General features: G+C 66.6%; 25 protein-coding genes. 10 read left to right on the plus strand and 15 right to left on the minus strand.

The genetic code is table 11. The features are described 5' to 3' along the window. The first annotated feature begins 18 nt into the window (after positions 1 to 18). Genes CLM74_RS11925 through CLM74_RS11935 form a run of 3 tightly spaced genes read left to right on the plus strand, consistent with a single transcriptional unit; the run spans position 19 to position 2309 of the window. Entirely contained in the window at positions 19 to 957 is a 939-nt protein-coding gene (locus tag CLM74_RS11925; protein ID WP_105164163.1) for a cyclase family protein, read from the plus strand. Then, positions 954 to 1283, plus strand: a complete 330-nt coding sequence (locus CLM74_RS11930; protein ID WP_105164164.1) for an adenylate cyclase — start codon at positions 954 to 956, stop codon at positions 1281 to 1283. The genes CLM74_RS11925 and CLM74_RS11930 overlap by 4 nt, the downstream gene beginning before the upstream one ends. 24 nt (positions 1284 to 1307) lie before the next feature. After that, positions 1308 to 2309, plus strand: a complete 1002-nt coding sequence (locus CLM74_RS11935) for an aldo/keto reductase (protein ID WP_105164165.1) — start codon at positions 1308 to 1310, stop codon at positions 2307 to 2309. 14 nt (positions 2310 to 2323) lie between these two features. On the opposite strand, the gene CLM74_RS11940 is transcribed toward CLM74_RS11935, so the two are convergent. Further along, entirely contained in the window at positions 2324 to 3217 is an 894-nt protein-coding gene (locus CLM74_RS11940) for a LysR family transcriptional regulator (RefSeq protein WP_105164166.1), read from the minus strand. Positions 3218 to 3323: 106 nt separating this feature from the next. Between CLM74_RS11940 and CLM74_RS11945 the strand changes: the two genes are divergently transcribed. Then, positions 3324 to 4067 (plus strand): SDR family oxidoreductase, encoded by a 744-nt coding sequence (locus CLM74_RS11945; protein ID WP_105164167.1) that lies wholly within the window; start codon positions 3324 to 3326, stop codon positions 4065 to 4067. A 266-nt stretch (positions 4068 to 4333) separates the two neighbouring features. Here CLM74_RS11945 and CLM74_RS11950 read toward each other — a convergent pair whose 3' ends face one another. Further along, positions 4334 to 6685, minus strand: a complete 2352-nt coding sequence (locus tag CLM74_RS11950; RefSeq protein ID WP_105164168.1) for a GH92 family glycosyl hydrolase — start codon at positions 6683 to 6685, stop codon at positions 4334 to 4336. A 125-nt stretch (positions 6686 to 6810) separates the two neighbouring features. Then, positions 6811 to 8022, minus strand: coding sequence for a hypothetical protein (locus CLM74_RS11955; RefSeq protein ID WP_152543193.1), 1212 nt, complete (start codon positions 8020 to 8022; stop codon positions 6811 to 6813). 607 nt (positions 8023 to 8629) lie between these two features. Here CLM74_RS11955 and CLM74_RS11960 point away from each other — a divergent pair. Further along, on the plus strand, positions 8630 to 8878 hold the full coding sequence (locus CLM74_RS11960; protein ID WP_025874402.1) for a hypothetical protein: 249 nt from the start codon (positions 8630 to 8632) through the stop codon (positions 8876 to 8878). A 66-nt stretch (positions 8879 to 8944) separates the two neighbouring features. Here CLM74_RS11960 and CLM74_RS11965 read toward each other — a convergent pair whose 3' ends face one another. Together CLM74_RS11965 and CLM74_RS11970 are read right to left on the minus strand one after the other, a co-directional pair. Then, positions 8945 to 9268, minus strand: coding sequence for a thioredoxin family protein (locus CLM74_RS11965; protein WP_105164169.1), 324 nt, complete (start codon positions 9266 to 9268; stop codon positions 8945 to 8947). Positions 9269 to 9273: 5 nt separating this feature from the next. Continuing rightward, the gene (locus CLM74_RS11970; protein ID WP_025874400.1) at positions 9274 to 9690 is read right to left on the minus strand and encodes a host attachment family protein; all 417 of its coding nucleotides are present in this window, start codon (positions 9688 to 9690) and stop codon (positions 9274 to 9276) included. Between the two features lie 587 nt (positions 9691 to 10277). Between CLM74_RS11970 and proP the strand changes: the two genes are divergently transcribed. After that, the gene (gene proP, locus CLM74_RS11975) at positions 10278 to 11765 is read left to right on the plus strand and encodes a glycine betaine/L-proline transporter ProP (RefSeq protein WP_025874399.1); all 1488 of its coding nucleotides are present in this window, start codon (positions 10278 to 10280) and stop codon (positions 11763 to 11765) included. 49 nt (positions 11766 to 11814) lie between these two features. Here proP and CLM74_RS11980 read toward each other — a convergent pair whose 3' ends face one another. The 9 genes from CLM74_RS11980 to CLM74_RS12020 all read right to left on the minus strand — a co-directional run bounded on the left by CLM74_RS11980 (position 11815) and on the right by CLM74_RS12020 (position 21872). Then, a complete protein-coding gene (locus CLM74_RS11980; protein WP_105164170.1) occupies positions 11815 to 12435 on the minus strand; it encodes a hypothetical protein in 621 nt (206 codons plus the stop codon). Positions 12436 to 12470: 35 nt separating this feature from the next. After that, positions 12471 to 13124 (minus strand): hypothetical protein, encoded by a 654-nt coding sequence (locus CLM74_RS11985; RefSeq protein WP_025874397.1) that lies wholly within the window; start codon positions 13122 to 13124, stop codon positions 12471 to 12473. A 3-nt stretch (positions 13125 to 13127) separates the two neighbouring features. After that, positions 13128 to 13469, minus strand: coding sequence for a type II toxin-antitoxin system prevent-host-death family antitoxin (locus tag CLM74_RS11990; RefSeq protein ID WP_105164171.1), 342 nt, complete (start codon positions 13467 to 13469; stop codon positions 13128 to 13130). Positions 13470 to 13567: 98 nt separating this feature from the next. Beyond that, complete coding sequence (locus tag CLM74_RS11995; RefSeq protein WP_059064308.1) at positions 13568 to 15028, minus strand: porin family protein; 1461 nt, start codon at positions 15026 to 15028, stop codon at positions 13568 to 13570. 90 nt (positions 15029 to 15118) lie between these two features. Next, complete coding sequence (locus CLM74_RS12000) at positions 15119 to 15883, minus strand: Slam-dependent surface lipoprotein (protein WP_025874394.1); 765 nt, start codon at positions 15881 to 15883, stop codon at positions 15119 to 15121. 56 nt (positions 15884 to 15939) lie between these two features. After that, on the minus strand, positions 15940 to 19050 hold the full coding sequence (locus tag CLM74_RS12005; RefSeq protein WP_105164172.1) for a TonB-dependent receptor: 3111 nt from the start codon (positions 19048 to 19050) through the stop codon (positions 15940 to 15942). A gap of 233 nt (positions 19051 to 19283) precedes the next feature. Further along, positions 19284 to 20237, minus strand: a complete 954-nt coding sequence (locus tag CLM74_RS12010) for a FecR domain-containing protein (protein WP_105165008.1) — start codon at positions 20235 to 20237, stop codon at positions 19284 to 19286. A gap of 82 nt (positions 20238 to 20319) precedes the next feature. Continuing rightward, positions 20320 to 20823 (minus strand): RNA polymerase sigma factor, encoded by a 504-nt coding sequence (locus CLM74_RS12015; protein WP_025874391.1) that lies wholly within the window; start codon positions 20821 to 20823, stop codon positions 20320 to 20322. A 122-nt stretch (positions 20824 to 20945) separates the two neighbouring features. Then, positions 20946 to 21872 (minus strand): LysR family transcriptional regulator, encoded by a 927-nt coding sequence (locus CLM74_RS12020; RefSeq protein ID WP_025874390.1) that lies wholly within the window; start codon positions 21870 to 21872, stop codon positions 20946 to 20948. A gap of 150 nt (positions 21873 to 22022) precedes the next feature. Between CLM74_RS12020 and CLM74_RS12025 the strand changes: the two genes are divergently transcribed. The 4 genes from CLM74_RS12025 (at position 22023) to CLM74_RS12040 (ending at position 24840) form a co-directional block, all read left to right on the plus strand. Continuing rightward, positions 22023 to 22889, plus strand: a complete 867-nt coding sequence (locus CLM74_RS12025; protein WP_105164173.1) for a pirin family protein — start codon at positions 22023 to 22025, stop codon at positions 22887 to 22889. A gap of 70 nt (positions 22890 to 22959) precedes the next feature. Beyond that, entirely contained in the window at positions 22960 to 23640 is a 681-nt protein-coding gene (locus CLM74_RS12030) for a hydrolase (RefSeq protein WP_025874388.1), read from the plus strand. A 79-nt stretch (positions 23641 to 23719) separates the two neighbouring features. Further along, the gene (locus CLM74_RS12035) at positions 23720 to 24361 is read left to right on the plus strand and encodes a hydrolase (RefSeq protein WP_099784337.1); all 642 of its coding nucleotides are present in this window, start codon (positions 23720 to 23722) and stop codon (positions 24359 to 24361) included. Between the two features lie 80 nt (positions 24362 to 24441). Further along, on the plus strand, positions 24442 to 24840 hold the full coding sequence (locus CLM74_RS12040; RefSeq protein ID WP_025874386.1) for an OsmC family protein: 399 nt from the start codon (positions 24442 to 24444) through the stop codon (positions 24838 to 24840). 78 nt (positions 24841 to 24918) lie between these two features. Here the strand turns inward: CLM74_RS12040 and CLM74_RS12045 are convergent, their stop codons facing one another. Beyond that, on the minus strand, positions 24919 to 25248 hold the full coding sequence (locus CLM74_RS12045; RefSeq protein WP_025874385.1) for a hypothetical protein: 330 nt from the start codon (positions 25246 to 25248) through the stop codon (positions 24919 to 24921). Positions 25249 to 25273 lie beyond the last annotated feature (25 nt).

Genomic DNA, 25273 nt, shown 5'->3' on the forward strand with positions numbered 1-25273 from the left:
CGGCACTGGAGCCCCGCAATGAACATCACCTCCCTGGCCCTGCTTGCACTGGCCTCGCTCCCGCTGCCCTCCGCCGCTCTCGCTGCGGACTGGTATCCCTCGGTATACGGCGCCAACGATGAGATCGGCGCGGCCAACCTGCTCACCGCCGATGTGGTCAAGCAGGCGGTGTCGCTGGTGAAGACAGGAAAGACCTATCCGCTGGCGGTACCGGTGGACAAGAACCTGCCCGCCTTTCGCCATCGCAGCTTCCGCCTGTACAACGTGCAGGTCGGGCAACAGGCCGGCAAGTCATTGGGCCCGAACAGATTCACCTTCAACGATGAACTGGTGAACGCCTGGACCGGTGTCGGCACCCAGCTCAACGGCATTGGCCACATCGGCATCGACAACGTCTACTACAACGGCAACAAGGCCGCCGACTTCGTCAGCGTCGATGGCGTGCGCAGGCTGGGCGTGGAGAAGGTGCCGCCGCTGGTCACACGCGGCGTGGTGCTGGACATGACCGCGTACTACGGCAAGGCCATCGTGCCCGGCGGCACCGAGTTCAGCGTCGCCGACATCCAGGCCGTGCTGAAGCAGCAGCACCTGACCCTGCGCAAGGGCGATGTGGTGCTGTTCAACACCGGCTGGCTGGAGCTGATCGGCAAGGACAACACGCAGTTCCTGGAGGTCGAGCCGGGCATCGGCATGGACGCGGCGAAGTGGCTGGCCGACCAGGGCATCGTCGCCTTCGGCGGTGACACCTGGGCCTCGGAGGTCTACCCCAATCCGTACGGCTCCGACGAGTTCCCAGTGAACCAGTACATGCTGGCCAAACGCGGCATCTACAACCTGGAACTGATCGACAGCCGCGCGCTGGTGCGCGACAAGGCCTGGGAATTCCTGTTCGTGCTCGGCCAGCCGCTGTACGTCGGTTCCACCCAGGTCAACATCAACCCGGTGGCGATCCGATGAGCGACGCCCCGCCGATGTTTGCCGGTCGCCGGTTCCGGGTCAGCTATGACGGCCTGGCTGCCGACAACCGCTACAGCGCTGATGGCCATCGCGTGCACTACGCCATCGTCTCCGGTGCCTATGCCGGTGCCTACGGCGAAGCCAGCTGCGAGTGGCGGCAGGTTGCCGAGGGCATCTATGCCATTTCCTGGCAGGAAGCCGACGGTGCCACCGTGGTGCACGTCGATGACTTCCTGCACGGCCATTCGCTGGCGTGGTTCACCGCCACCGACGGCCGCTTCCACCGCATCCAGGGCACGCTGCAGGCACTGCCCCCGCACGACTGAATGTCCCTTCCCCACGAGATTCCCATGCGACTTTCCATTCCCTCGCCCATCGGCTTCGGCACCGCACCGTTGGGCAACATGTACCGCAACATCCCCCAGCAGGAGGCGCTGGATACCGTCGAGGCAGCCTGGCAGCAGGGCATCCGCTACTTCGACGCCGCACCGCTGTACGGCGCTGGCCTGGCCGAACTGCGCCTGGGCGAGGCCCTGCAGCATCACGACCGTGATGCCTATGTACTGAGCAGCAAGGTCGGCCGCCGTGTGCTGGACGAGGTGGAAGACACCACCCGGCGTGACCTTGGTGAGAAAGGCGGCCTGTTCGAGCATGGCCTGCCCAACCGCATCGTCTACGACTACAGCGCTGACGGCACCCTGCGCGCGATCGAGGAGAGCCTGCAGCGCCTGCGTACCGATCGCCTGGACATCGTCTGGATCCACGATCCGGCGCGTGACTTCCATGGCGATGTCTGGAAGGAGGTCTTCCAGCAGGCGATGGACGGCGCCGCCGTGGCGCTCACCCGCCTGCGCGAGGAAGGTGTCATCAGGGCCTGGGGCTTGGGCGTCAACCGCGTGCAGCCCTGCGAGATGGCGCTGCAGCAGGCCGACCCGGATGGCTTCCTGATTGCCGGGCGCTACACCCTGCTCGACCACGAAGAGGCCCTGCAGCGGTTGATGCCGGACAGCGTTGCACGTGGCGTCGGCATCGTGGTCGGCGGGCCGTACAACTCCGGCATCCTTGCCGGCGGCGCGCATTACGAATACCAGACCGCCACGCCAGAGGTGCTGGCCCGCGTGCAGGCATTGCGCGACGTTGCGGCAGAACACCAGGTGGACCTGCGCGCCGCCGCGCTGCAGTTCTCGCTGGCGCACCCGGCAGTGGCAGCGGCGATTCCCGGTGCAAGCCGTCCCGAGCGCATCGCCGAGAACCTGGCGTTGGCCGGGGCGACGATTCCCACCGCGTTCTGGCAGGCATTGCGCGACCGCCAGCTGGTGTCATCGCACGCGCCGCTGCCCGGCCTGGGTTGAGCGGCAGGTCGGCGTCAGCCTGCGTGCTCGAACACAGCCGCCACCCAGTCGATGAACACCCGCAGCCGCGGCGATGGCGTACGGTTGCGCAGATAGACCAGGCTGACCGGGCTCGGTGTGGGTGGCATCCCGGGCAACAGCTCCAGCAACTGCCCGCGCGCGATGTAAGGGTCCATCCGGTAACGCGGTGCCTGGATGATGCCCAACCCGGCCAGCGCGGCACCGAGGAAGGCGTCCGCACCGGACACCCGCACGCGTGCCGGCAGCGGCACGTGGCGAACCTGCCCACCCTGCTGGAACTCCAGCGGAATCAGCTGGCCGGTGGCGCTGGAACGGTAGCCGACCATCTGGTGTCCCGCCGCCAGCGACGCGATGCTCTCCGGCCGCCCGTGTGCCTGTACGTAAGCGGGCGACGCCACCGTGACCTCGCGCAGCAACGCCAGGCGCCGCGCGGCCAGATCGCTGTCGGCCAGGGTGCCCACGCGGATGGCCCCGTCCACCCCCTCGCGCAGCAGGTCGACATAGCGGTCGCCCTCGCTGACCTCCAGTTCGATGTCCGGGTACCGCTGCAGGAAATCCGGCAGATGCGGAAACAACAGGTGGCGCCCCAGCGTACCGTGCACCTCGATGCGCAGCGGCCCGCGTGGCGGCACGTCACGGAACGCGGCTTCGGCATCGTCCATGTCCGCGATCAGGCGCAGACAGCGGCCGTAGAAGGCCTCGCCTTCCAGCGTCGGCACCACCACGCGCGTGGTCCGGTGCAGCAGGCGCACACCCAGATGCTGCTCCAGTGCTTTGATCGCGTCGGTCACCGTGGCCCGCGGCAGCCCCAGGTCTTCGGCGGCACGGCTGAAGCTGCGGCGCTCGACGATCCGCACGAACGCACGCAGGGCGGTGAATCTGTCCATTGTTCGGGCGGCCGGATGATGTTTCCGGATTATCCATGATTATCCGCGACGGCGGAGAGACCAAGATGGCCGTGCGCCATGCCGGCGCGCACTTCTGGAATCTGCCATGACCTCCTCTGCTTCCCGCTCTGTCGCCCTGGTCACCGGGGGCTCCCGTGGCATCGGCGCGGCCATCTCGCGCCGTCTGGCCGCCGACGGCCATGCCGTGGTGATCAACTATGCCGGGCGCCGTGATGAGGCCGAAACACTGGCTGCCGAATTGACCGCCAGCGGAGGGCACGCCATCGCCCTGCAGGCCGATGTCGCCGACCCGCAGGCCGTGCACGCGCTGTTCGACGCCATCGAGGCACGCTTCGGTGGCATCGATGTGGTGGTCAACAGTGCCGGCGTGCTGCAGCTGGCCGCACTGGCCGACAGCGATGATGCCCTGTTCGACCGTGTGATCGGCATCAACCTCAAGGGTGCATTCAATGTGCTGCGCGAGGCCGCGCGGCGCGTGCGCGATGGTGGCCGCATCGTCACCCTGTCCACCAGCGTGGTTGGCATCAAGCTGGAAAACTACAGCGTGTATGCCGCCAGCAAGGCCGCGGTGGAGACCATGGGCGCGATTCTCAGCAAGGAACTGCGTGGGCGCGGCATCACCGTGAACGCGGTGGCGCCCGGGCCGACCGCCACCGATCTGTTCCTGGACGGGAAGTCGCCGGAACTGATTGATCGGCTGGCGAAGATGAATCCGTTGGAGCGGCTGGGTACGCCGGAAGACATCGCCGGCGCGGTGGCGTTCCTGGCCGGTGCCGATGGCGGCTGGATCAATGGCCAGGTGCTGCGGGCCAATGGTGGGATGGTGTAGCAGCGTGCCAACCAAGGTTGGCACCTACCAGATCACGCCGCATCGGTAGTCGCCCACCTTGGGGCGCGCGCGGCGTGCCAACCAAGGTTGGCATCTACCAGATCACGCCACATCGGTAGTCGCCCACCTTGGTGGGCGCGCGGCAGCCAACCAAGGTTGGCATCTACCAAGGGCGCCTCAATGCGGTGTGCGCGGTTCCGGTAGACGCCAACCTTGGTTGGCGCCGCCCCTCAACCGCCGGGCATGGCCCGGCGCTACCGTGGGTGTTACCGGCTCATCGAATACGGTGCCTGCGCGCCCTGCCCCGGCCAGTCCTTGTTCGGTTCGGCCTGCATGATGAAGTGCAGCTCGCCACCGGCCAGTATCTCATCGTGGCGCAGGAAGGTGCGCTGCAACGGCTTGCCGTTGAGGGTCACGCTGCCGACATAGGTGTGCTTGTCGTCCAGCCCTTCGGCCACGATGGTGAAGGTCTTGCCGTTGGGCAGCCGCATTGCGGTCTTCGGCAGGAACGGGCGGCCGAGGATGTACTCGCCCGAGCCCGGCGCTACCGGGTAGAAACCCAGCGCGGTGAACACGTACCACGCCGACATCTGGCCCACGTCATCGTTGCCGGCCAGGCCATCGGGACGATCGGCATACTGCGTGTCCATGATCTGCTTCAGGCGTGCCTGCGTGCGCCACGGCTGGCCGGCATGCGAGTACAGGTAGGCCACGTGGTGGCTGGGCTCGTTGCCATGCGCATACCAGCCGATCAGGCCGGTGATGTCTTCCATGTGCTCGAAGATGGCCGGATCGACCTTCGCGTTGAACACTTCATCCAGGCGCGCCAGCAGTTTGTCACTACCACCATGCGCTGCGGCAAGGCCGGCCACATCCTGCGGCACGTACCATGAGTACTGCCAGGCATTGCCTTCGGTGTAGTCGGTGCCGTAGCCACTGGCGCTGGGGTCGAACGGCGTACGGAAGCTGCCATCGCGCTTGCGCGCACGCATGAAGCCGGTGTCCTTGTCGAAGGCGTTGCGCCAGTTGCCCGCGCGCTTGTCGAAGGTTGCGGCCACATCGGCCTTGCCCATCGCCTGCGCCATGCGCGCGATGGTCCAGTCATCGAACGCGTATTCCAGCGTCTTGCTGGCTGCTTCCCCTTCCTCGTCGATCGGCACGTAGCCCAGCTCACGGTACTGGGCGATGCCATCGTAAGGGCCGTAGTTGGCAGTCTGCACCATCGCCTTCAGGGCCTTGTCCGCGTCGAAGCCGCGAATACCCTTCACGTAGGCATCGGCGATCACCGGCACCGCGTGGTAGCCGATCATGCACCAGTCTTCCAGGCCATGGAACGACCACACCGGCAGCATGCCGTAGGGACTGTGCTCATGATGGGCCAGCATGGAATTGACGAAATCGCTGTTGCGCTTCTCCGGCTGCACCAGGGTCAGCAGCGGGTGCAGCGCCCGGTAGGTATCCCACAGCGAGAACGTCGAATAGTTCGTGTAGCCCTTGGCCTGGTGCACGGCGTTGTCCGCGCCGCGGTACTGGCCGTCGGCATCCATGAACAGCGTCGGCCCCAGCAGCGTGTGGTACAGCGCGGTGTACGCGCTGCGACGCGCGTGTTCGGGTGCATCGATATCCAGCACCGACAACGCCTGCGTCCATTCCTGCCGCGCCTGCGCGCGCACACGGTCGAAATCGAAGTCGGCCACTTCGGCATCGAGGTTGGCGATGGCGCCCGCCTCGCTGACCGGCGAAATGGCCACCTTCACCACCAGCGGTGCATCCAGCTTGCCGAAGTCGAAGGTGCCCACCAGCTGCCGCCCCTCGATCTGCGCGCGCTGCGCCGGGTCCTTCTCGCCCGGGGGCGCGAAGCCCTTGTAGACGATGTCCTGTTCGGTGTTGTGCAGCGCGTGGCTGGCCAGCGGCCGCGAGAAGCGCATCGCGAAATACAGCTGGCGGCCGGCGGCCCAGCCACGCGTCTCGCGGAAGCCGGTGATGGTGCCATCGCCACGCACGCGTACCCGCGACCACAGGATCTTGCCCGGGTAGTCATACATGCTGGTACGCATGTCCAGCAGCACCTTGGCTTCGCTGCCCTTCGGGAACGCATAGCGATGCACGCCCACGCGGGCGCTGGTGGTCAGCTCGGCGCGCACCTTGTAGTCGTCCAGGGTGACCGCGTAATAGCCCGGTTCGGCCTTCTCGTCATCGTGGCGGAAACGCGAGGCGTAACCGCTGCGTGGCTTTTCGGGGTCGCCGCGCTCCAGGCCAGGGTTGCCGGTGAACGGCATCAGCAGGATGTCGCCCAAATCGGAATGACCGGTGCCGGAAAAGTGCGTGTGCGAGAAACCGACGATGCTGCTGTCGTCGTAACGGTAGCCCGCCGCCCAGCCGTAAGCCTTCTCGCGCGGCTGGATGCGCGTGTCCGGGCTGAGCTGGACCATGCCGAACGGCACCGTCGCGCCGGGGTAGGTATGCCCCTCACCGCCGGTGCCAATGAAGGGATCGACCGAGGCATAGGCCTTGTCGGCGGCGGTCTTGGCCGGGGCGGCCGCAGCCAGGCCGGAGGCGAACATCGCCGTGGCGGCGACAGCGATCAGGAGACGACGGTCCAGCGTGGGCATCGGCATTTGGATCGATTCAGATGGTGGTCAGATCCTAGCACCGGGGTGACGGTGTCGCATGTTGCGCTGCGGTCATGCATGACGACCCGCCCTGCCGGGCCAAGGATGCGGCGACAGGGCGGGCCGAATCATCAGCGGGCTGCCAGCTCCTTTCCATCGCTGGCCTGGCACCAGGTCTTGCCGCTCGCCGGGCATCCACTGGCATCGCCCAACAACTGGCCGAGCAGTGCCTGCCATTGCTCCCGGTCCTCCATGTACCACTCCACGCCGTGCTCATGGTGGCCTGTCGCCGGCGCCGGGAAGCCGATCACCATCAGTTGCCCGGCCTGCGGTGCGAGCGCCTTGCGTGACCATTGGAATGCTTCGGCGGTGCGCACGGCCATGCAGGTGTTCCCGCCGATCGCGCATGACACACCCAGTTTGGTGGCCGCTTTGTCACGTGGGCTGGTGCCGAGGATCAAGCGCGTCGGCACTACGCCTTTCGTGCCCTGGGCGAAGCCATCGAAGGCGCTCAGTGGCTGCGCCGGAATCAACATGGCCACTCGCAGGTCCGTGATGTTCCTCGGCACGGCGTAGGCTCCATCAAGCGCCCCGGCACGCTCCTTCAGCTGTACCGACCCCTCGAAGCCGCGATAGCTGTGACTGCCATCGCCCAACGCGTTGGTCACCACGTAGGCCCCGGAGCTGTGGGTGAATATCCTCACCCGCAGGTCTGCATCCAGCTGATTCAGCACACGGCGCAATTGCTGTCCCACGCGCGGGCCGTTGTACTGGGCCTCGCCCCAGATGCCGATGCCGGCGTCGTTTCCCAGCAGCCCATCCCAATATACGCGAGTGCTGCGCACTTGCGGATAAGCCTCCAACACCGCCTTTTCGAAGGGCACGAGCCACTTGTTGGCACCGCGGAAATCGTTGTTGAACCCGTGCACCACCAGCAGCACGTCCGTGCCCTTCTGTGCATTCAACTGCTTCACAACCATCCTTCGCAGCGCGTCCTGCACCGCCTCCCAATCACGGTCGAAATCGCTGCTGCCTTCAACCTGCGCATGCGCGAGCAGCTTCTTCCATCCGGGCTCGCCGGTACTGGCCTGCCATCGGTACATGCCACGCAGCGTCACCACTTCCAGTGGCGCTACGGCACCCACGTCCGGGTCGAGGGTCAGCATCGCCGCGGTATCAACCGGCACACCGAACGGCGGATACAGATCGCCGGCGCGGTCGAGGAAGATGGCATCGGGCGCCTGCTGCCTCTCTCCGTCCGGGTACACCACGTTGGCGGCGTGTGCCGTGCTGACCACGAGCGTCGCGGCGAGCATCACCATGGTGCTCAGAAACCTGTTCATCGTTACCCCCTGTTCGTCCAATGATCGACAAATGGGCGCGGCAAGCCGCCCATCGATGCAGTTGCAACGGCAGACAACGGTCCTGCGGGTTCGGTACCGACGCCTTCCCCGGCGCCGGCCCCGCCGTTATACCGCATCACGCCACGGCCTGCCCGTGCCCGGGAGGACGTCGTCCAGGGCATGCCTCTGACGCATATGGCCTTGCAGAAGTACAAGCCGTTGCAGGGAAACCACGCGGCTCGCCTGAGATCCTTTTCGAACCATTGGCGACAACGGGAAGGTCTTTGATGACGCTGCATATCGCGATTGAAGCCACACAGATGAAATCAGGCCAGGGCCGACGCTACCGGTGGCGAGCACGCGAATGCGGCAAGGGTTCTACAGGTTGGCAATCCGGCCCGCGACCTGCGCACGATGGCACCGCAGCGCACACACGCTGCCGGGTGTGGAACCCCGAAACGGGCTTTGGGAGCTGCTTGCCGTGACTACGGCGGGCGGTGCGCGGCGGCCGCATGGCCCTCCGGCTTTTCCCAGAGCTCAGCCGAAGTTCCAACCCCGCACCGCCCGCCACCCTTGCGGTGGCCACGTCCCCTCAAGGAGCCATCGCATGTCGCATGAACCGCCCATCCTTACCCCGGAAATGGAATCCCTGTTCTTCCGCATCGAGCACGCTCTGAACACCGCCGAGGGCATGGCGATGATGATCGGCGAGAACGAACCGGCCGACCCGCAGGCGCATCTGCGCCCGGGCTACAGCCTGCAGAAGATCACTGTTGCGATGATGGCGTTGAGCCAGCATGGCCGGCGATTGCTGCATGAACTGCGCGAGCAGCATGTGCGGGTGACGCTGCATTGAAGCGGACACCGCCAGGAAAATGAGCCGAGCGTGGCTCGGCTCCATGGAGGCCACTCAAGAGGCCACTCAATCGGGCAGCGCGCTCTGCAGTGCGGCAAGATCCGCCGCATCCACCGGCCGCACCACGCGCGCAACTTCCGTGCCATCACGCAGCAGGATCACGGTCGGCCACAGTTTCACCTGGAACGAGCGGCCCAGCGGCTTGCCCTTACCGTCTTCGATCTTCCAGTGAGGCAGATCATGTGCCTCGACGAAGGCCTGCAGTGCCGGTTGTGCAGCCTGGCAATGGCCGCACCACGGCGCACCGAATTCCAGCAACAGCCAACCGGCCTGCGCATCCACCTCCGCGCGGGCCGGCTCGGCTGCCACATGGTCACGCATGAAGGGCATGCCGGCTACGCCTGCAGCGTGCGCTGGATGTCTTCCAGCGGCGCGTTGGTAAGATCCTTGGCGATGTCGGCCAGCAAGCGCGCCTGCGTCTCCTTGTGCAGCAACGGACGGATGCGGCCCAGCGTGGTGGGATCGGCAATCAGCACCAGATGCGCATAACGGTTGTTGAGCGCGTCTTCATTGAGCTGCTCGGCCACCTGCTTGGCGAAGGTCGCCTCGTTGAGCTGCGAGATCGACATGTCCTTGGGCACCGCACCGGATGGCCCCTGACCGGACACACCCTGTTCGCTGATGTCCTGCAGGCGCAGCTCGCCTTCCTGTTTCAGGGTGAGCTTGTGCTCGTTGCCGACGTTGGTGAACACGCGGGCCGAGCCACCATCGGCGACGATAACCAGGGTGCCTTCGGGAATGCGACGGGTCATGCGTTACTCCTTGCGTTGGTTCGTGACCACCGTAAAAGCCGTGGCGTGAGCGAGGCGAGCACAACATGTTCATTCGATGTGCGTGGGTCATGTGCATGAACAGGCATCATGGAACGCTGCGTTCGTACTGGCGCGATTCTCGGCACGCTCACACTGTAACCGTTATCATGAACGCATGATCGACACGACCCACTGCACGCCAGCACCTGTTGCTGGCCTGCGGGAAGCACTGCCGACCGGCGCTTCGCTTTCCATCATTGCCTCTCCCTCGCCTTTCCATCGCCTCGCGCTGGATCCCGGCGGATGACGCCTGCGGGCCCTGCCCCGCCTGTTCCCTGCGCCTGCCCCACCCGCGCGTGCACTGACACGTAATCGGACCCATCCGTTCGTCCCGCATGTCGCTCTGCGTTCTGGCAGCGGGCAATGCGTGTTGCGTGCGCGGCGTTTCATCGCACACGCCTTTCGCCCCCTTCCGGGTCTTTCATCCGATGCCCCTGCGCCTGCTGCGCCAGCATCGCCGTTTCCGAATTCCGGGACATTCGTACCGCCCATTCCAACGCCATTTCCATTCTTCCAAGGGAGTCCCCATGCAGGACAACTCCGATGCCCATGCCCATTTCGGCTGGTTCAAACGCCGCCGCCATCTGAAGGTCGACGAGATCACCGTTGTCGACAAACCCATGCTCAAGCGCGCCGTCGGCGCCGCTGCACTGGGCAATGCGATGGAATGGTTCGACTTCGGTGTCTATGGCTATCTTGCCGTCACCATCGGCCAGGTGTTCTTCCCGTCCAGCAACCCCACCGCGCAGGTGATCGCCGCGTTCGCTACGTTCACGGTGGCCTTCCTGGTACGCCCGCTGGGCGGCATGGTCTTCGGGCCCCTGGGCGACCGCTACGGGCGCCAGAAGGTACTGGCCTTCACCATGATCATGATGGCACTGGGTACGTTCGCCATCGGCCTGATTCCCTCCTATGAACGCATCGGCATCTGGGCGCCGGTGCTGTTGCTGCTCGCCCGCGTGGTGCAGGGCTTTTCCACCGGCGGCGAGTACGGCGGCGCGGCGACCTTCATCGCCGAGTACTCCACCGACCGCAACCGCGGCCTGATGGGCAGCTGGCTGGAGTTTGGCACGCTGGGCGGCTATATCGCCGGTGCCGGTACGGTGACTGCACTGCACATGCTGTTGAGCAGCGAGCAGATGCTGGACTGGGGCTGGCGCATTCCGTTCCTGGTGGCCGGCCCACTCGGCCTGCTGGGCCTGTACATGCGCATGCGGCTGGAGGAAACGCCAGCGTTCCGCGCGTTCGCCGAAGAGGCCGAGAAGCGCGACCATGAGCGCCCCGGCCTGGTCGACCTGTTCCGCGTGCACGGCCGCCAGCTGATCGTCTGCATGGGCCTGGTGCTGGTGTTCAACGTGACCGACTACATGCTGCTGACCTACATGCCCAGCTACCTGAGCGTCACCATGGGATATGCGGAGAGCAAGGGCCTGCTGCTGATCATCATCGTGATGCTGGTGATGATGCCGTTGAACATCGTCGGCGGCCTTTTCAGCGACAAGCTGGGCCGGCGGCCGATGATCATCGGCGCCTGCATCGCGCTGCTGGTGCTGGCGGTACCGAGCCTGCTGCTGGTGGGCAGCGGCAACGACGGGCTGATCTTCCTTGGCCTGATGCTGCTGGGCCTGGCGCTGGTGTGCTTCACCAGTTCGATGCCGTCCACGCTGCCGGCGCTGTTCTATACGCCGGTGCGCTACAGCGCGCTGTCCATTGCGTTCAACGTGTCGGTGTCGCTGTTTGGTGGCACCACGCCGCTGGTCACCGCCTGGCTGGTGGAACGCACGGGCGATCCGCTGGTACCGGCCTACTACCTGATGGGCGCGGCGGTGATCGGCCTGATCACGATGATCTTCGTGAAGGAAACCGCCGGCCTGCCGCTGCGTGGTTCGCCGCCGGCCGTGGGCTGCGACAAGGAGGCGGCTGCGCTGTTGAAGAGCGACGCACCGGTCACGGTGGACCGCGCCCTCCCGCCGTTGCCGGACGTGGCCGAGCCGGAACAGGTGACCCCGGCCTGAGTGGCTGCGGTGGCGCCAGGCGTTGCCTGGCGCTGCCGTCAGCACAGGGCTAGTCGGCGCGGGTCAGCTTGCCCGGGGTCCAGCGGTACACCCAGGCATGCTGACCTTCCGGCGGGCAGGCCACCTTGCCTCGCACGCACAGCTTCGAACTGCGGGTGCTGTTGAAAGTCACGCGGATGCGGTCACCGTCCATGGTGATCGTTTCCATTTCGCCGGGGATATGCACGCTGGCGTCATCGGCGTAGCCGGAAGCGCGGATCAACGCGTAGGTTTCATCGTCATAGGCGGATTTGCCGGGTGACGTGGCCTGGCCTCGTGCATCGCGTTCGGCCAGCGGGGTCATCACCACCAGCTCGTTGAGCTGCATCGCGCTGCCGGTCTGGGTCGCGGTGTAGAGATAGATGATCTCCGGGCGGCCGTCGCCATCGAGGTCGGCATTGCCGGCCCACAGCGGGCGGTAGTCGTACTGGCTGTCGGTGCCCGGGTGCAGGCGCAGCGATGCCTCGGCGGTGCGGCGTGCCTTGTCGTAGCTCATCGGCTCGTTCGGCGCCTCGACCTTTGCATCGGCCGGCGTTGCATCCTGGGCCAGCAGCGGCGCCGCCACCGTCAATGCCATGGCCGCCACCAGCGCGCGCAGGCCAGTGGCCTGCCAGTGCTTCCGCTCGTACATCCGTGTTCCTCGATCAATGAATCTGCGGGCTCGGATCATCGCACAGGCGGGCCGGCAAGCGGCGTACTGTCGGCATGCAGTTCCATCGCGCGCATGACGATGGGCTTGGCCCAGTCCGGGGTGTGCAGCAGCTCCACCACCGACACCGGATACTGCAGGCCCTGGCGATCCAGCGCCAGCACCGGCAAGGGGGCAACACGTCCGTAGCGATCGGCCGGCGCGCTGTTGTCATACACATGCAGTTCGGCCAGGTGCGGCATCAACGCCAACAGGTTCTCGCGTGCGGAATCGAAGCGTGCGCGGATCTTGTCCTGCGGGATGTCGTGGCCACCGCCAGCAACGCGGGCCGCCACGCGGGCAACATGCAGTTCGACGGTGGCCAACCCGCAGAACCAGATCGCCACGTCATGCTGGCTGCAGGCCTCGCGCAACAGGCGCGGAATGGTGTTGCCGCCCAGGGTGGTTTCAAAGGCGAAGTCACTGCCGTCGGCGATCGCCTGGCGCAGTCGTCGTGCGCCCTCCTGCCACGCTTCGGCGTTGGCGTCGGCCAACGGCCAGCCCGCCTCCACCAGGCGCCGGGTGAAGCTGTCCGGGTTGTACCAGCCCAGGCCGTCGGCCTCCAGCCAGGTGCCGAGCAGCGAACTCTTGCCGGCGCCATTGACGCCGGCCAACGCCAGGATCCGCCCCATGATTCAGAGCGGACGGCCGAGCGCGACCTTGTGGCCGCGGCGGATCGGCTTGCCCATCACCTTGCCCAGCCCCTCACCCTGCTGCAGCCCGGCCAGCGCCTTGTCGAACTCGCTGCGCAGGCGCGAGAGCACGTCGCTGCGCTCCTCGCTGTCGCTGCCGCTGGCCCTGGCCAACAGCTCCTGGTAGGTCTTGATGTCCACGATCACCGCCTCGGGGTGATTGTGGTTGGTGATGACCAGCGCCTGCTTCTCGCGCACGGTACGCATCAGGCTGGGCCAGCCACGGGTCTTGACCGAGGATGCCGGGGCCTTGTCCAGGCCGGGCAGGTCGAGCGGGAGGGTCATGGCACGGCTCCAGCGGAAGGATATGTGGCCACTATACCCAATTTGGCCAAATTGGGGATTAATGGACTGCCCCCCCCCTTTGCGCCGCGCCCGACGGCTCAGAACGCCCGTTCCCATTTCAGGCTCAGCAGACTGCGGTCGTGGCTGTACAGCCAGTCCACGTTGCTGTCGATGCGTGCGTAACGCAGGCTCAGGCTGGGGACCAGCCCAGCCACGGCCAGGCGCTCGCTGCGCACGATGGCGATCAGGTTCTGCTCGCTGTCCTGCCGACGCGCCTCCAGCAACGGGCTCCAGGCATCGTAGTCACGCTCACGCAGCGACACGAACACCGTGGCCGTGGTGCCGCTCCACTGGCGCGCTGCGCCCAGGCGCAGGCCGCGTTGCCGATAGCCATTGGCGGGATCGGCGGCGCTGCTGTCACTCAGGTCGACCCCGGCAAACACCGTCCAGCGCGGGTTGAGCGCGCGGAACCAGGTGGCATAGATCGCCGCCAGTTCACCGTCGTAGTTGCTGGCCACGCCCTGCTGTCGATAGCGCTGGCGTTTCCAGTCGGCTTCCAGCTTCAGCAGGCTGCGCGGATCTGCGGCGAACTGCCATTCGCCATGCATGCCGGCACCGCCCTGCAGCGCGTGGTTGCCGAGTCCCTGGTAATCGTAGCTGGGCGCCAGCAGCAAGGTATGCCGTGCGCTGCGCCAGCTGTAGCCGGCCTGCACGCTGGCATTGAGCTCGTTGTAGTCGCTGTGCCCACGCCACGCCTGGCCGAACGCCAGCCCGCGCAGGTACAGCCCATGGTGGCCGGCCAACGGCAGGCGCCGTTCCAGGCTGGCGTCGTAGTCCAGGCCGAACGCTGCCTGTGCATCGGGCAACCGGCGTTCGATGAAGCAGGTGGTGCCGTCACCAAACAGGCAGGTGCGGCTGGCCGAACTGCGGTTGACGTTGTCGCTCCAGGCGGGGCCGGCGGCGATGCCACCCTTCCAGCGCTGGCGTGCATGCAGGGCCTGCAGGTAGCCGTCCACCCGCGTACGCACGCCCGCCGTTGCAGGGTCGCCGCCATCGATGCCGGCTGCGATCGCCTCGAACAGGGCGATGGCATCGCGGTCGCGCTGGTCTTCGGCATACACACGCGCCAGTTCCAGCCGCGCCGGCAGGAAGTCCGGCTGCGCGGCGAGCACGGCCTCGTATTCGGCCGCGGCCTTGCCGTGCTGGCCACCCACGCGCGCCAGCGCACCCTGCGCGTAGTGGCGCAGCAGCGGATCGTGGCCAGGCAGTTCGATGTACTCGGCAAGGAAGGCGGCCGCGGCCTGCCATTGCTGGTGCTGCAGCGCGAGATAGAGCGCCTGGCCGAGGTCGTCGACAGTGCGCTCCACGCGGTACTGCTGGCCGTCGAGGGTGATGGTCGGTCGCTCGTGCTCGGCCTGGCGCAGGCGCTGCTGGTCCTGCTGCTGATGACGCAGCTCGCTGCCCTGTTCGAGCACACGGCGCAGGTCATCCTGCTGCGCGTGGGCATTGTTGAGCGGCCAGGCCAGCAGCAGGACGACAAGAAAGAGAAGGTGGCGCATGTTCGATCCGGTTGAAGCACTATCGCGGGCCGAAGCAGGGACTGGCGGATCGCGGCTTGTCCCTGCCCTGCCCCGTCAGGGGCGTGGCGATCAGTTCTTGCTGCCGCCGAAGGCGGTGTCGTACTGGCTGTTGCCGGCGAAGGTGGCGATGCCGGCCAGGGTGGCGGCGTTGGCACCGAAGAACTGGCCCTGGGTGCTGCCCGACACCGAGCCGTTGGCCACGGCCGTGCCTGCGAAGGACGCATTGGCGCTGTTGATGGCAGCGTTGACGCCCACGGTCAGGCCGCCACCGGCGATCTGGCCACGCAGGGTACCGGCACCGAAGTCGGCGCGGAACGCACCGGTCAGCAGGTTGCTGCCGTTGAACTTGTTCAGGCCCGCCACGCTGTAGGTGGCCACGCCTGCCGGCAACGTGGTGCCTGCACGGTCACCAGCGAAATAGACCTGGCGGTTGTTGAAGCCACCGGCGGCGCCATCCTTGGACCATTCACCAAACCAGACATCGCCGCTGCCCACCTTGACGAAGTTGAAGTGGCCCATGCCGGCGTGGTTGCCCGGGGTGCCGGTGATCGGCATGGCCAGGGTGCGCACGGTGGTGCCGTTGACGGTGGTGGGTGCCGAATAGGCGCTCAGGCCCTGGAAGTCCACGCGGGTGCCACCGGACACGGTGCCGACGCCGATGCCGGCCTTGCCAGCGACGTGCGGGCCACCATTGACCTGCGATTCGCCGACATTGACGTTCAACTGCGGATCGGTGACGGCGCTGGCGGCGCCGACGATATCGGCAGCGTGGGCGGCACCGGCCAGGGCCAGGCTGGCGGCCACGGTGAGCAGGGAGCGGGAGAACATTTTCATGGAAAAACTCCTTGGATTGAGGGAACTACAGGTACAACGCTTGAATCGGTGAGGCGTCAGAAGCGCGCGGTGACTGCGAGCTTGAGGGTGCGACCGGGCGCCGGCAGCGTGGAGCGCGTGGCCGGGTCGACGTAGTAGCGGTTGCCGAGATTGCTGCCGACCAGTTCCACGCTGGCGTGGTCGTTGAAGCGCCAGCGCGCATAGGCATCCACCGTGGTGATGTTTCCCCAGGTGAACGGCACGTTCTGCCACAGCAGGCTGCTGCCGCCGGCCAGCAAGCGGTCGCGGTAGGCCTGCAGGTCCGGGTTGTGGTGACGCCGGTAGTGCACGATGCGGCTGCCCAGTTCCAGCCGCTCGTCGAACAGGCGGGTGCCCAGCGACAGGTTCACCGACAGCTTCGGCACGGCCTGGGTCAGCAGATAGCCACCGACGAAACCGTCCTGCACGCAGTTGGGCACCAGGCCACGGTTGGCATCCAGCTGTACTGCGGTGCTTTCGTCGCACACTTCGTTTTCAAGGGTGCGAGCGATGCCCAGGTCGCTGAAGAAGCGGCGGTTGTCGAAGCGCGCCTGCAGCTCAATGCCGCGCAGGGTCTGCTTGTCGATGTTGTCGAACAGGAAGTACGCATCGCGCTCGATCACATCGCGGGTTTTCTGTACGTAGTAGCTGAGCTTTACGTCCGCATCGGCGGTGCCGTCGAACAGCGCAGAGAGGTTGTGCACATAACCCAGCTCGTAGTTGTAAGCGTGTTCGGGCTTGAGCGGATACAGCGGATTGAGGCTGCTGGAAAACGCGATGGTGCTTTCGAACATGCTGGGGAAGCGCTTGGCCTCGGTGTAGCGGACATACAGGCGCGCAGCAGGCGAGAAATGCACGGTGGCCGAGAACGTGGGCAGCCAGGCATGGTCGCGGCGGCGGCTGTTGTGCGCCTGCACCGCCTGCCCCTGCACGGCGTTCTGCACCCGGCAGGTCTGGTCGGTACCGAGCACCATCGGCAGCAGCCCGGGGATGGCGGCCACCTGGCCGTTGAGGCAGGGGTTGCTGGCTCGCGTGTAATTGCCATCGGCATCCGCTGCCCAGGCGATGCTGTGCTCCACCGGCACCGGCGTTTCGTACTTGCCCAGCAGGTTCTTCAGCAGGTCGTCGACCAGCGAGCCCATGCCGATGCTTTCCCAGAACTCACGCTCAGATTCGATCGCATCGATCTCTCCCTGCAGGCTGGCGGGGCGTGGTGGCAGCTCGTTGACCCGGTAGCGCGCCTCCTTGCTGCCGACACTGCGGGTCAGCAGCTCCGGATGCGCCTGCAGGAAATCGTCGAACGCCCAGTAGCGGCTGTAGCGCACACCGGCGTTGAGGGTAAGGAACTCGACCGGCCGCCATTCCAGGCTCAGGTAGCCCTCGCCTTCCTGGCGCCGACCGGCGCGTGGGTACATGCGCCAGCCGTCGGTTACGCCGAAGTACGGATCGCCCGAGCGCAGTGTTTCGTACTGCCAGTTGCCACCCACGGTCAGGTCAAGCGTGGAATGCAGGCCGAAGCGGTTGCTCAGGGTCAGCCCGGTACGGTCGTTGCGGGCATTGGCCAGCGCGGTGTTGCGCAGGATCGGGCTGCGGCTGGGATCCCAATCGGGGTTGCCCGAGGCGAAGTTGGGGAAGCCACCAGCGGTGTAGGTATCGCTGTTGGTTTCAGTTCGCCACAGGTTGGCGCGCAGGTCGAGCCAACGACTGCCGGCCGGCTGCCAGCGGTATTCCAGGTTCCAGGCATCGGAATCGACCCGGCTGAGCGGCCACTGGATGCGCCCGTAATCCGGTGCGGACAGGATGCGCGAGGGCATGATCTCGCCATAGTGCGAAAGCGTGTGCCGCCAGGTGGCCTTGAGCTGCTGGTCGTCGGTGATCTGCCAGGTGGCCTTCAGCAGCCACGACTCCTGTTCGCTGGACGTGTTGGGCACTTCATCACCCGGCTTGAAGTAGCGCGCCAGCGTGGTGATGTAGTCGATGCCCTGGTATTCGTACTGCTCGCGCGGGTCCTGGTCGTAGTACGCACTGCCCTTGCTGCCGGAGAAATAGTTGCCGCGCTTGCGCCACGCGTAGGCGGCCATCACGTCCACCCGCTCACCGCGCCAGCCCAGCGCCAGGCGCCAGGCCTGGTCATCGCCATCGAACGGGTTGTCACCACTGCGCGATTTCACTGGCACCACCAGGGTGCGGTCAGCATAGGGCGAGGCCGGCGACGACTGCGGGAACCCCTCCACCGTGCGGTAGTCCTCGCCGGTGTGCAGCCGTGGCAGGCGCGGCGAGACCGCATTGCTGCTGCCTTCGATCTTCAGCTCCCCGCCGAAGCGCTCGCCGGCCGGCACGATGTCGTCGACGTCGAGGGTCTTGATGACCATCGCTCCGCCGATACCGCTGTGTACATCGCGCACCAACGCTGGCCCCTTGATGACCTGGATGCCACCAATCAGGTTGGGATCGATGTAGTTGCGGTTGCTGACGCCGTTGTAGCCCCGCCATACGGTCAGTGCCTGCTCGCCGCCGTCGATGCTGACCGGCACCCGCCCCGGCCCCTGGATGCCGCGGATGTTGAGGTCCAGTGCGCCGCTGTTGCGGGCGTCGCCGCTGAACACACCGACCAGGTCCTTGACCACGTCGGCCGGGTTGGCGCCGCGATAGCGCTCCACCCGGTCGCGACCGGAATAGGCCGTGCTCAGGTCGAGCGCGAACACGTCGTCGTATCCCCAACGATCACGTGTTTCGCCGCCGTCGGCCTGCAGGCGTCCGCCCACCTTCAGCGTGTCGGTGACCACCACCCCGCCGTCATCGGCGGCGGCCTGCAGGGTCCAGGTACCGCCCGGCTCCTGCTGCGCGCGCAGGCCACTGCCCTGCAGCAACTGGTCCAGTGCCTCGGCGGGGCTGTACTGGCCCTGCACTGCGCGCGAGCGCCGCCCTTCCACCAGATCGCTGCGGAACACCACCTGCACCTGCGACTGGCGACCGAAGCTGCGCACTGCGTCGGCCAGGGCTTGTTCGGGGATGGCATACGCGCGCACGGAGGCGGTAGCGGCCTGGGCGCGGGCGGTCGGCGCCCAAGCGAAGGGAACCAGTGCCGTGGCGATGGCCAGGGCGAGGATGGTGGCGCGGCGATGACGGGCGGATGCCGGGAACGGCATGAACGGTGACTCCTCAAGGTGGCGGGACCGTGCGCACGTCGGGTGCACGCGGTTCGGTTGGCTTGAGAAGAAACGCGGTTTCGCTCTGGCTATACCATTAGAGACAACGTGGGGCCGGAACTGCCCACGGTTTTTTGTTGATCGTCAGATCATCCACGCATGGCGTGGATCTACCATGCGCCCCAGTAGATCCACGCCATGCGTGGATGAACCCACCCGCTACCCCCGTGGCATCACCACAGCAACAACGCGCCGCCCGGCAGGCGCTGGCTGCGCAGACCGGCCTGCTGGGCCACCGCGGCGATGGCTGCATCCGGCTGCTGCAGGTGGAACAACCCACTCACCGCCACCTGCGCGCCCTGACCGTGCAGAACCCAGACCGGCGCACGCCGATAGCGGGCAAGGCGCTCGATCGCCTGTTGCGCAGGCAGATCATCAATGACGACCTCGCCGCGTCGCCACGGTGCGATGGCCTCCACATCGGCCAGCTGCAACGGCTGCAGCCAGCGGCCATCACGGAACGCGCGTGCCTGCCCCGCCTGCAGCCGCTGCGCGGCGACATGACCCGGCCTGATCTCCACTTCGCCCTGGCTGACCTCGGTGGTCACCACGGCATCCTGCAGTGCAACGCTGAACGCCGTGCCGATGTCACGGATCTCGCCACCGCCGGCCTCCACCCGGAACGGTCGTGCTTCGTGCGCCACCTGGAACCAGACCCTGCCACGCAGCAACTGCAGGCGGCGCTGGCCGGCGCTGAAATCAAGCGCCAGCGCGCTGCCTGCATCCAATATGGCAGTGCTGCCATCCTGCAGCTGCACCGTGCGCGGCGCGTTGTCGCTGCGCACGTCGCTGCGGACCAGCAGCCACGCGTGCGGCGCCGCTGTTACCGAAAGCAGCAGCACCGCCGCACTGGCCAGCAGCCAAGGCAGTCGACGACGCGGCTGCAGCGGCCGCAGCGCGGGTTCGGCTGTCAGCTCCGGAAGCGCAGCCAGGACATCCGGGCCGGCGGCATCCAGGCCTTGCCAGAAGGCCTGCTGCTGGCGCCAGGCATCGGCATGCCGGGGATCGGCCTGCAGCCAGCGTTGCAGGGCGCGTTGCTGGCGCTCCGGCAACCGGCCCGCATTGCACCGTATCACCCAGCGCAACGCCTGCCTGGCCTGACGCGGCGAGGGTATGGACGTAGTCATGATTGTGGCCTGCGGCACCACCAACGGGTGCGCCTTACAGTTGAGACAACGGCGAGCGGCATCTGCCCACGGCACATGCCGGTCATGCGCGGCTTCCCCGCTGGTGCTGCTGGATGAGCAGGGCCGCGCGCATCACGTACTTGCCCACCACGCTCTTGGAAATACCCAGGCGCTCGGCGATCTCGCGTTCGCTCAGCCCCAGGTAGCGGTTGAGCACGAAGCACTCGCGCACCTGCGGCGGCAGCGCCAGGATGGTCTGGCTGATCTCGCGCAGCTGGGCCTGGTCCAGCGCCTGCGCCTGGCCATCAGTGCTGGCATCGGCCAGGTCGCTGGCGTACTCCGCCATCGCCCGCCGTTCGCGTGCGTCGGCCTGGCTGCGGTTGAGCGCGTGGTGGTAGGCCATGCGGTACAGGTACCCGCGCGGTTCCAGGATCGGCGGATCGCCGGGCACGCTGCTGGCCTTCAGATAAAGGTTCTGCAGGGTGTCCTCGGTACTGGCCGGGTCGAGGTAGCGGGCAATGAAGCGGGACAACGCACGGCGCTCGCGGATCAACAGCTCGATCAGCGCCAGGGCATTGGGAGACATAAGTGCCAAGGCCGGACCGGGGAATGATGGGCGTGATGGCGACGGTCCGGACCGGGAGTGTAGGCGGCAACCGCCGATCCTGCACCCCCGGTCATCCGCCACGCTGCACGCACGGCCTGGATCTACGGCTCTTCCAGCGCCTCGAAACGCTCGGCCAGATAGTCGATCAACGCGCGTACCGCCGGCAGCAGGCCGCGCCGCGACGGGAACACCGCATGCACGATGCCGTGCCTGGGCTGCCACTGCGGCAGGATCGGCACCAGCGCGCCGCTGGCCAGTTCGTCGGTGATCATCATCCGCGGCAGCATCAGCACGCCGACACCCGCCACCGCCGCACTGCGCAGGGCGATCATGTCATCGCTGACCAGCCGCGGGCGGTGGTGCACGCTGGCCTGCACCTGCTCAGGCCCGGCGTATTCCCAGGCATGCACCTGGGCAGGCGATGCCAGGTCCACGGTCGGCATCATCGCCAGATCAGCCGGCACTTTCGGCGTACCCATGCGCTTGAGCAAGGCCGGGCTGGCAGCGGTGCACCAGATGCGGCGGGCCAGCACGCGCACCACCAGATCGCTGTCCTCCAGCGGTGGCGGGCGCACGCGGATGGCCACATCCACGCCCTCGCCCACCACGTCCACGCGCCGGTTGGTGGCATCCAGCTGCAGGGTCACCTGCGGATGCAGGGCCAGGAAGTCAGCCAGCATGGCGCCAACGCGCGCGTGCAGCAGTGCGATCGGACAGGCCAGCCGCAGGGTGCCCCGTGGCTCGGCACGCGACAGCGCGATGGCCTCCTCGGCCGCTTCTGCCTCCACCAGCATCGCCTTGCAGTGCCGGTAGTAGTCCTGGCCGATCTCGGTGACCGAGAAGCGGCGGGTGGAACGTTGGATCAGGCGGACACCCAGCCGTTCCTCCAGCAGGGCGATGCGGCGGCTGAGCTTGGACTTGGGCATCGCCAGCGCGCGCCCGGCCTGCGAGAAGCCGCCATGCTCGACCACCATGGCGAAGTAGAACAGGTCGTTCAGATCGCAGCGGCGGATGTCGGCGATGAACACGGGACGATCTCCTGCGGCCCTTGCTGGGCCTCCATCGTTCACGAAGTAGGACTATGACGGCAAATTCTGCCGACTACCGGGGCCATTGTCACGTCGATATCGTCTCCGCAACGAAAAACAGCGACCGGTTGCCCCGGTCAGGAGATCGCCATGAAGCGTGTCACCGGTACCTACAGCGCCCCCCGCCCGCACTGGGTGGGCGACGGCTTCCCCGCCCGTTCGATGTTCTCCTACAACACCCACGGCCAACACCTGAGCCCGTTCCTGCTGCTGGACTACGCCGGGCCGTACAGTTTCCCGCCCAGCGAGACCCCGCGCGGGGTCGGCCAGCATCCGCATCGCGGCTTCGAGACGGTCACCATCGTCTACGAAGGCGAAGTGGCCCATCGCGACTCGACTGGTGCCGGCGGCACCATCGGCCCGGGTGACGTGCAGTGGATGACCGCTGCCTCCGGCATCCTCCACGAGGAATTCCACACGCCGGAATTCAGCAAGCGCGGCGGCACCCTGGACATGGTGCAGCTGTGGGTGAACCTGCCGGCCAAGGACAAGATGGGCGCACCGGGCTACCAGACCCTGCTCGATGCGCAGATTCCTTCAGTGGCCTTGCCCGACGGTGCCGGCCGCGTACGCGTCATCGCCGGGACATTCGATGGCCATGCCGGTCCGGCCCGCACGCATACCCCGATGGACGTGTGGGACATCCGCCTGATGCAGGGCCAGCACGCCGAGCTGCCGGTGGCCGACGGCCGCACCCTGGCGCTGGTGGTGTTGAAGGGCACGGTGCGGATCAACGGTGGGCAGGCAGTCGGCGAAGCACAGCTGGTGACCTTCGACCGCAGCGGCGAAGACGTGTTCATCGACGCCGACAGCGACGCCACCGTGCTGCTGCTCAGCGGCGAACCCATCGACGAGCCGGTGGTGGGCTATGGCCCGTTCGTGATGAACACCCAGGCCGAGATCAGCCAGGCCGTCAACGATTTCAACGGCGGCCGCTTCGGCCAGATCGCGCACTGATCCACTGCATTGCGGCGGGCAACCGCCCGCCGCATTCCGGGCCTTCGCCCCCCTCCCCAGGAGACTGACAATGAGTACCCCCGCCAACTTCAACGGCGCCCGCCCGGTGATCGACCCGGACAACGCCGCGATGCTGCTGATCGACCACCAGAGTGGCCTGTTCCAGACCATCGGTGACATGCCGTTCACTTCGGTGCGCGCGCACGCCACCGCCCTGGCGAAAATGGCCACGCTGGCGAAGATGCCGGTGATCACCACCGCGTCGGTACCGCAGGGGCCGAACGGCCCGCTGATCCCGGAGATCCATGACGCCGCACCGCATGCGCAATACGTAGCGCGACGCGGCGAGATCAACGCCTGGGACAACCCCGAATTCGTCGCCGCGGTGAAGGCCACCGGCCGCAGCCAGCTGATCATTGCCGGCACCATCACCAGCGTCTGCATGGCCTTCCCCTCGATTGCCGCCGTCGCCGACGGCTACCAGGTGTTCGCGGTGGTCGATGCCTCCGGCACCTATTCGAAGATGGCCGAGGAAATCACCCTGGCGCGCGTGGTGCAGGCCGGTGTGGTGCCGATGGATACCGCTGCGGTCGCCTCGGAAATCCAGCGCACCTGGAACCGCGAGGACGCCCAGCAGTGGGCCGCGATCTACACGCAGATCTTCCCCAACTACCAGCTGCTGATCGAGAGCTACCAGAAAGCGCAGGACGTGCAGAAGAACCACGAGCAGCTGGATTCGCAGCGTAGCTGAGCCGCTGCATCCACGGCGATTTCCGCCTGCCGGCACGCCGCCGGCACTACCGCAAGCCAACCCCGACCAGGACACCCCCATGGCCAGTGAACCGATCCGTGACCCCGTCAGCGACCACCTGCTGACCCCGCAGAATTCCGCCTTCATCATCATCGACTACCAGCCGGTACAGGTGAACTCCATCGCCTCGATGGACCGCCAGCTGCTGGTCAACAACATCGTCGGCACTGCCAAGGCGGCGGTCGCCTACGGCCTGCCGATCGTGCATTCGACCGTGAACGTGCAGACCGGCCTGAACAAGCCGCCGATCGCGCAGCTGCGCAAGGTGCTGGGCGACTACCCGACCTACGACCGCACCACCATCAACTCCTGGGAAGATGTCGAGTTCCGCAAGGCGGTGGAGGCCACCGGCCGCAGGAAACTGATCATGACCGCGCTGTGGACCGAAGCCTGCCTGACCTTCCCCGCGCTGGATGCGCTGAAGGAAGGCTATGAGGTCTACGTGGTGGTCGACGCGGTGGGCGGCACGTCGCTGGCCGCGCATGATGCCGCGCTGCGCCGCATCGAACAGGCCGGCGGCCAGTTGATCAGCGTGACGCAGCTGTTCTGCGAACTGCAGCGCGACTGGGTACGGGCGGAGACCGTGCCGGCCTTCATGAATCTCTTCATCGAAACCGGTGGCACGGCCGGCATCCAGTTCTCGTACGATCGTACCGAGTGATTCCTTGGCGGCTCCGGCTCCGGCTGGCGCCGCCTTTTCCTGCAACCGAGCATGGCTCGGCCCTACCACCGGGGATTCCCATGGCCTACGCACGCATTGTTTCGACCGCCGACAACTACCTGCACCACATCAGCAACGGCCACTTCGATGTCGCGGCCGATGAACCCGCTTCGCTCGGCGGCCAGGGCAAGGGCTTCGCCCCGTTCGACCTGTACCTGGCCTCGCTGGCCGCGTGTACCGCCATCACCCTGCGCATGTACGCGCAGCGCAAGGGCTGGGAGCTGGGCGAGTTCCACGCCGAGCTGCGTTCCGAACGTGATGCGGATGGACGCTTCCATGTGCACCGCGTGCTGCATGCCACCGCCGAGCTGAGCGATGCGCAGTGGCAGCGCTTGCTGGAGGTGGTGGAAAAGACCCCGGTGACGCTGGTGATGCGCGAAGGTGCACGGATCACCAGCGAGCGCGGGGCTGCTGCCTGATCGCCGGGCATGGCCCGGCGCTACCGGAGGAGCCTGGCGCCATCAGGTAGCGCCGGGCCATGCCCGGCGGCCCTGGTTTCAACGCCGCGAATGCAGCACGGTGCGCTGGCGCATGGCGTTGAATTCCTGTTCGACCTGCTGGATGTCTTCGACCTGGAAGCCGGCGGCATCGAGCAGCTGATCGGCCGCGGCGGCAGCCAGCGGATCATCCTCGCGCTGGCGCCAGCAGCGTGCCGGCAGGAAATAGCCGACCTCGCTGCGCCCGCGCATGATGACGACCGGCCGTCCTGCATACAGCAGGAATTCGGCCAGATGCTGGCGCAATCCCTCCACCGAGACATAGGCCGGCCCGATGCCCAGTGCCTGCGCGGCGGGCTCGGAACTCTCGAACAGTTTGCGACGGCTCATCCACTCCTCCTTTGTGCAACGCGTG

The sequence above is a fragment of the Stenotrophomonas sp. MYb57 genome, from assembly GCF_002966815.1.
GTDB lineage: Bacteria > Pseudomonadota > Gammaproteobacteria > Xanthomonadales > Xanthomonadaceae > Stenotrophomonas > Stenotrophomonas indicatrix.

Excerpts from the sequence above, each read along its gene's own strand:
- CLM74_RS12035 (WP_099784337.1), top strand. The coding sequence starts at position 23,720 with ATGGCCAGTGAACCGATCCGTGACCCCGTCAGCGACCACCTGCTGACC.
- CLM74_RS11970 (WP_025874400.1), bottom strand. The coding sequence starts at position 9,690 with ATGACCCGTCGCATTCCCGAAGGCACCCTGGTTATCGTCGCCGATGGT.
- CLM74_RS11945 (WP_105164167.1), top strand. The coding sequence starts at position 3,324 with ATGACCTCCTCTGCTTCCCGCTCTGTCGCCCTGGTCACCGGGGGCTCC.
- CLM74_RS11990 (WP_105164171.1), bottom strand. The coding sequence starts at position 13,469 with ATGACCCTCCCGCTCGACCTGCCCGGCCTGGACAAGGCCCCGGCATCC.
- CLM74_RS12015 (WP_025874391.1), bottom strand. The coding sequence starts at position 20,823 with ATGTCTCCCAATGCCCTGGCGCTGATCGAGCTGTTGATCCGCGAGCGC.
- CLM74_RS11955 (WP_152543193.1), bottom strand. The coding sequence starts at position 8,022 with ATGAACAGGTTTCTGAGCACCATGGTGATGCTCGCCGCGACGCTCGTG.
- CLM74_RS11950 (WP_105164168.1), bottom strand. The coding sequence starts at position 6,685 with ATGCCGATGCCCACGCTGGACCGTCGTCTCCTGATCGCTGTCGCCGCC.
- CLM74_RS11925 (WP_105164163.1), top strand. The coding sequence starts at position 19 with ATGAACATCACCTCCCTGGCCCTGCTTGCACTGGCCTCGCTCCCGCTG.
- CLM74_RS11995 (WP_059064308.1), bottom strand. The coding sequence starts at position 15,028 with ATGCGCCACCTTCTCTTTCTTGTCGTCCTGCTGCTGGCCTGGCCGCTC.
- CLM74_RS12000 (WP_025874394.1), bottom strand. The coding sequence starts at position 15,883 with ATGAAAATGTTCTCCCGCTCCCTGCTCACCGTGGCCGCCAGCCTGGCC.
- CLM74_RS12030 (WP_025874388.1), top strand. The coding sequence starts at position 22,960 with ATGAGTACCCCCGCCAACTTCAACGGCGCCCGCCCGGTGATCGACCCG.
- CLM74_RS12010 (WP_105165008.1), bottom strand. The coding sequence starts at position 20,237 with ATGACTACGTCCATACCCTCGCCGCGTCAGGCCAGGCAGGCGTTGCGC.
- CLM74_RS12025 (WP_105164173.1), top strand. The coding sequence starts at position 22,023 with ATGAAGCGTGTCACCGGTACCTACAGCGCCCCCCGCCCGCACTGGGTG.
- CLM74_RS11980 (WP_105164170.1), bottom strand. The coding sequence starts at position 12,435 with ATGTACGAGCGGAAGCACTGGCAGGCCACTGGCCTGCGCGCGCTGGTG.
- CLM74_RS11930 (WP_105164164.1), top strand. The coding sequence starts at position 954 with ATGAGCGACGCCCCGCCGATGTTTGCCGGTCGCCGGTTCCGGGTCAGC.
- CLM74_RS11935 (WP_105164165.1), top strand. The coding sequence starts at position 1,308 with ATGCGACTTTCCATTCCCTCGCCCATCGGCTTCGGCACCGCACCGTTG.
- CLM74_RS12040 (WP_025874386.1), top strand. The coding sequence starts at position 24,442 with ATGGCCTACGCACGCATTGTTTCGACCGCCGACAACTACCTGCACCAC.
- CLM74_RS12045 (WP_025874385.1), bottom strand. The coding sequence starts at position 25,248 with ATGAGCCGTCGCAAACTGTTCGAGAGTTCCGAGCCCGCCGCGCAGGCA.
- proP (WP_025874399.1), top strand. The coding sequence starts at position 10,278 with ATGCAGGACAACTCCGATGCCCATGCCCATTTCGGCTGGTTCAAACGC.
- CLM74_RS11960 (WP_025874402.1), top strand. The coding sequence starts at position 8,630 with ATGTCGCATGAACCGCCCATCCTTACCCCGGAAATGGAATCCCTGTTC.
- CLM74_RS11985 (WP_025874397.1), bottom strand. The coding sequence starts at position 13,124 with ATGGGGCGGATCCTGGCGTTGGCCGGCGTCAATGGCGCCGGCAAGAGT.
- CLM74_RS11965 (WP_105164169.1), bottom strand. The coding sequence starts at position 9,268 with ATGCCCTTCATGCGTGACCATGTGGCAGCCGAGCCGGCCCGCGCGGAG.
- CLM74_RS12005 (WP_105164172.1), bottom strand. The coding sequence starts at position 19,050 with ATGCCGTTCCCGGCATCCGCCCGTCATCGCCGCGCCACCATCCTCGCC.
- CLM74_RS11940 (WP_105164166.1), bottom strand. The coding sequence starts at position 3,217 with ATGGACAGATTCACCGCCCTGCGTGCGTTCGTGCGGATCGTCGAGCGC.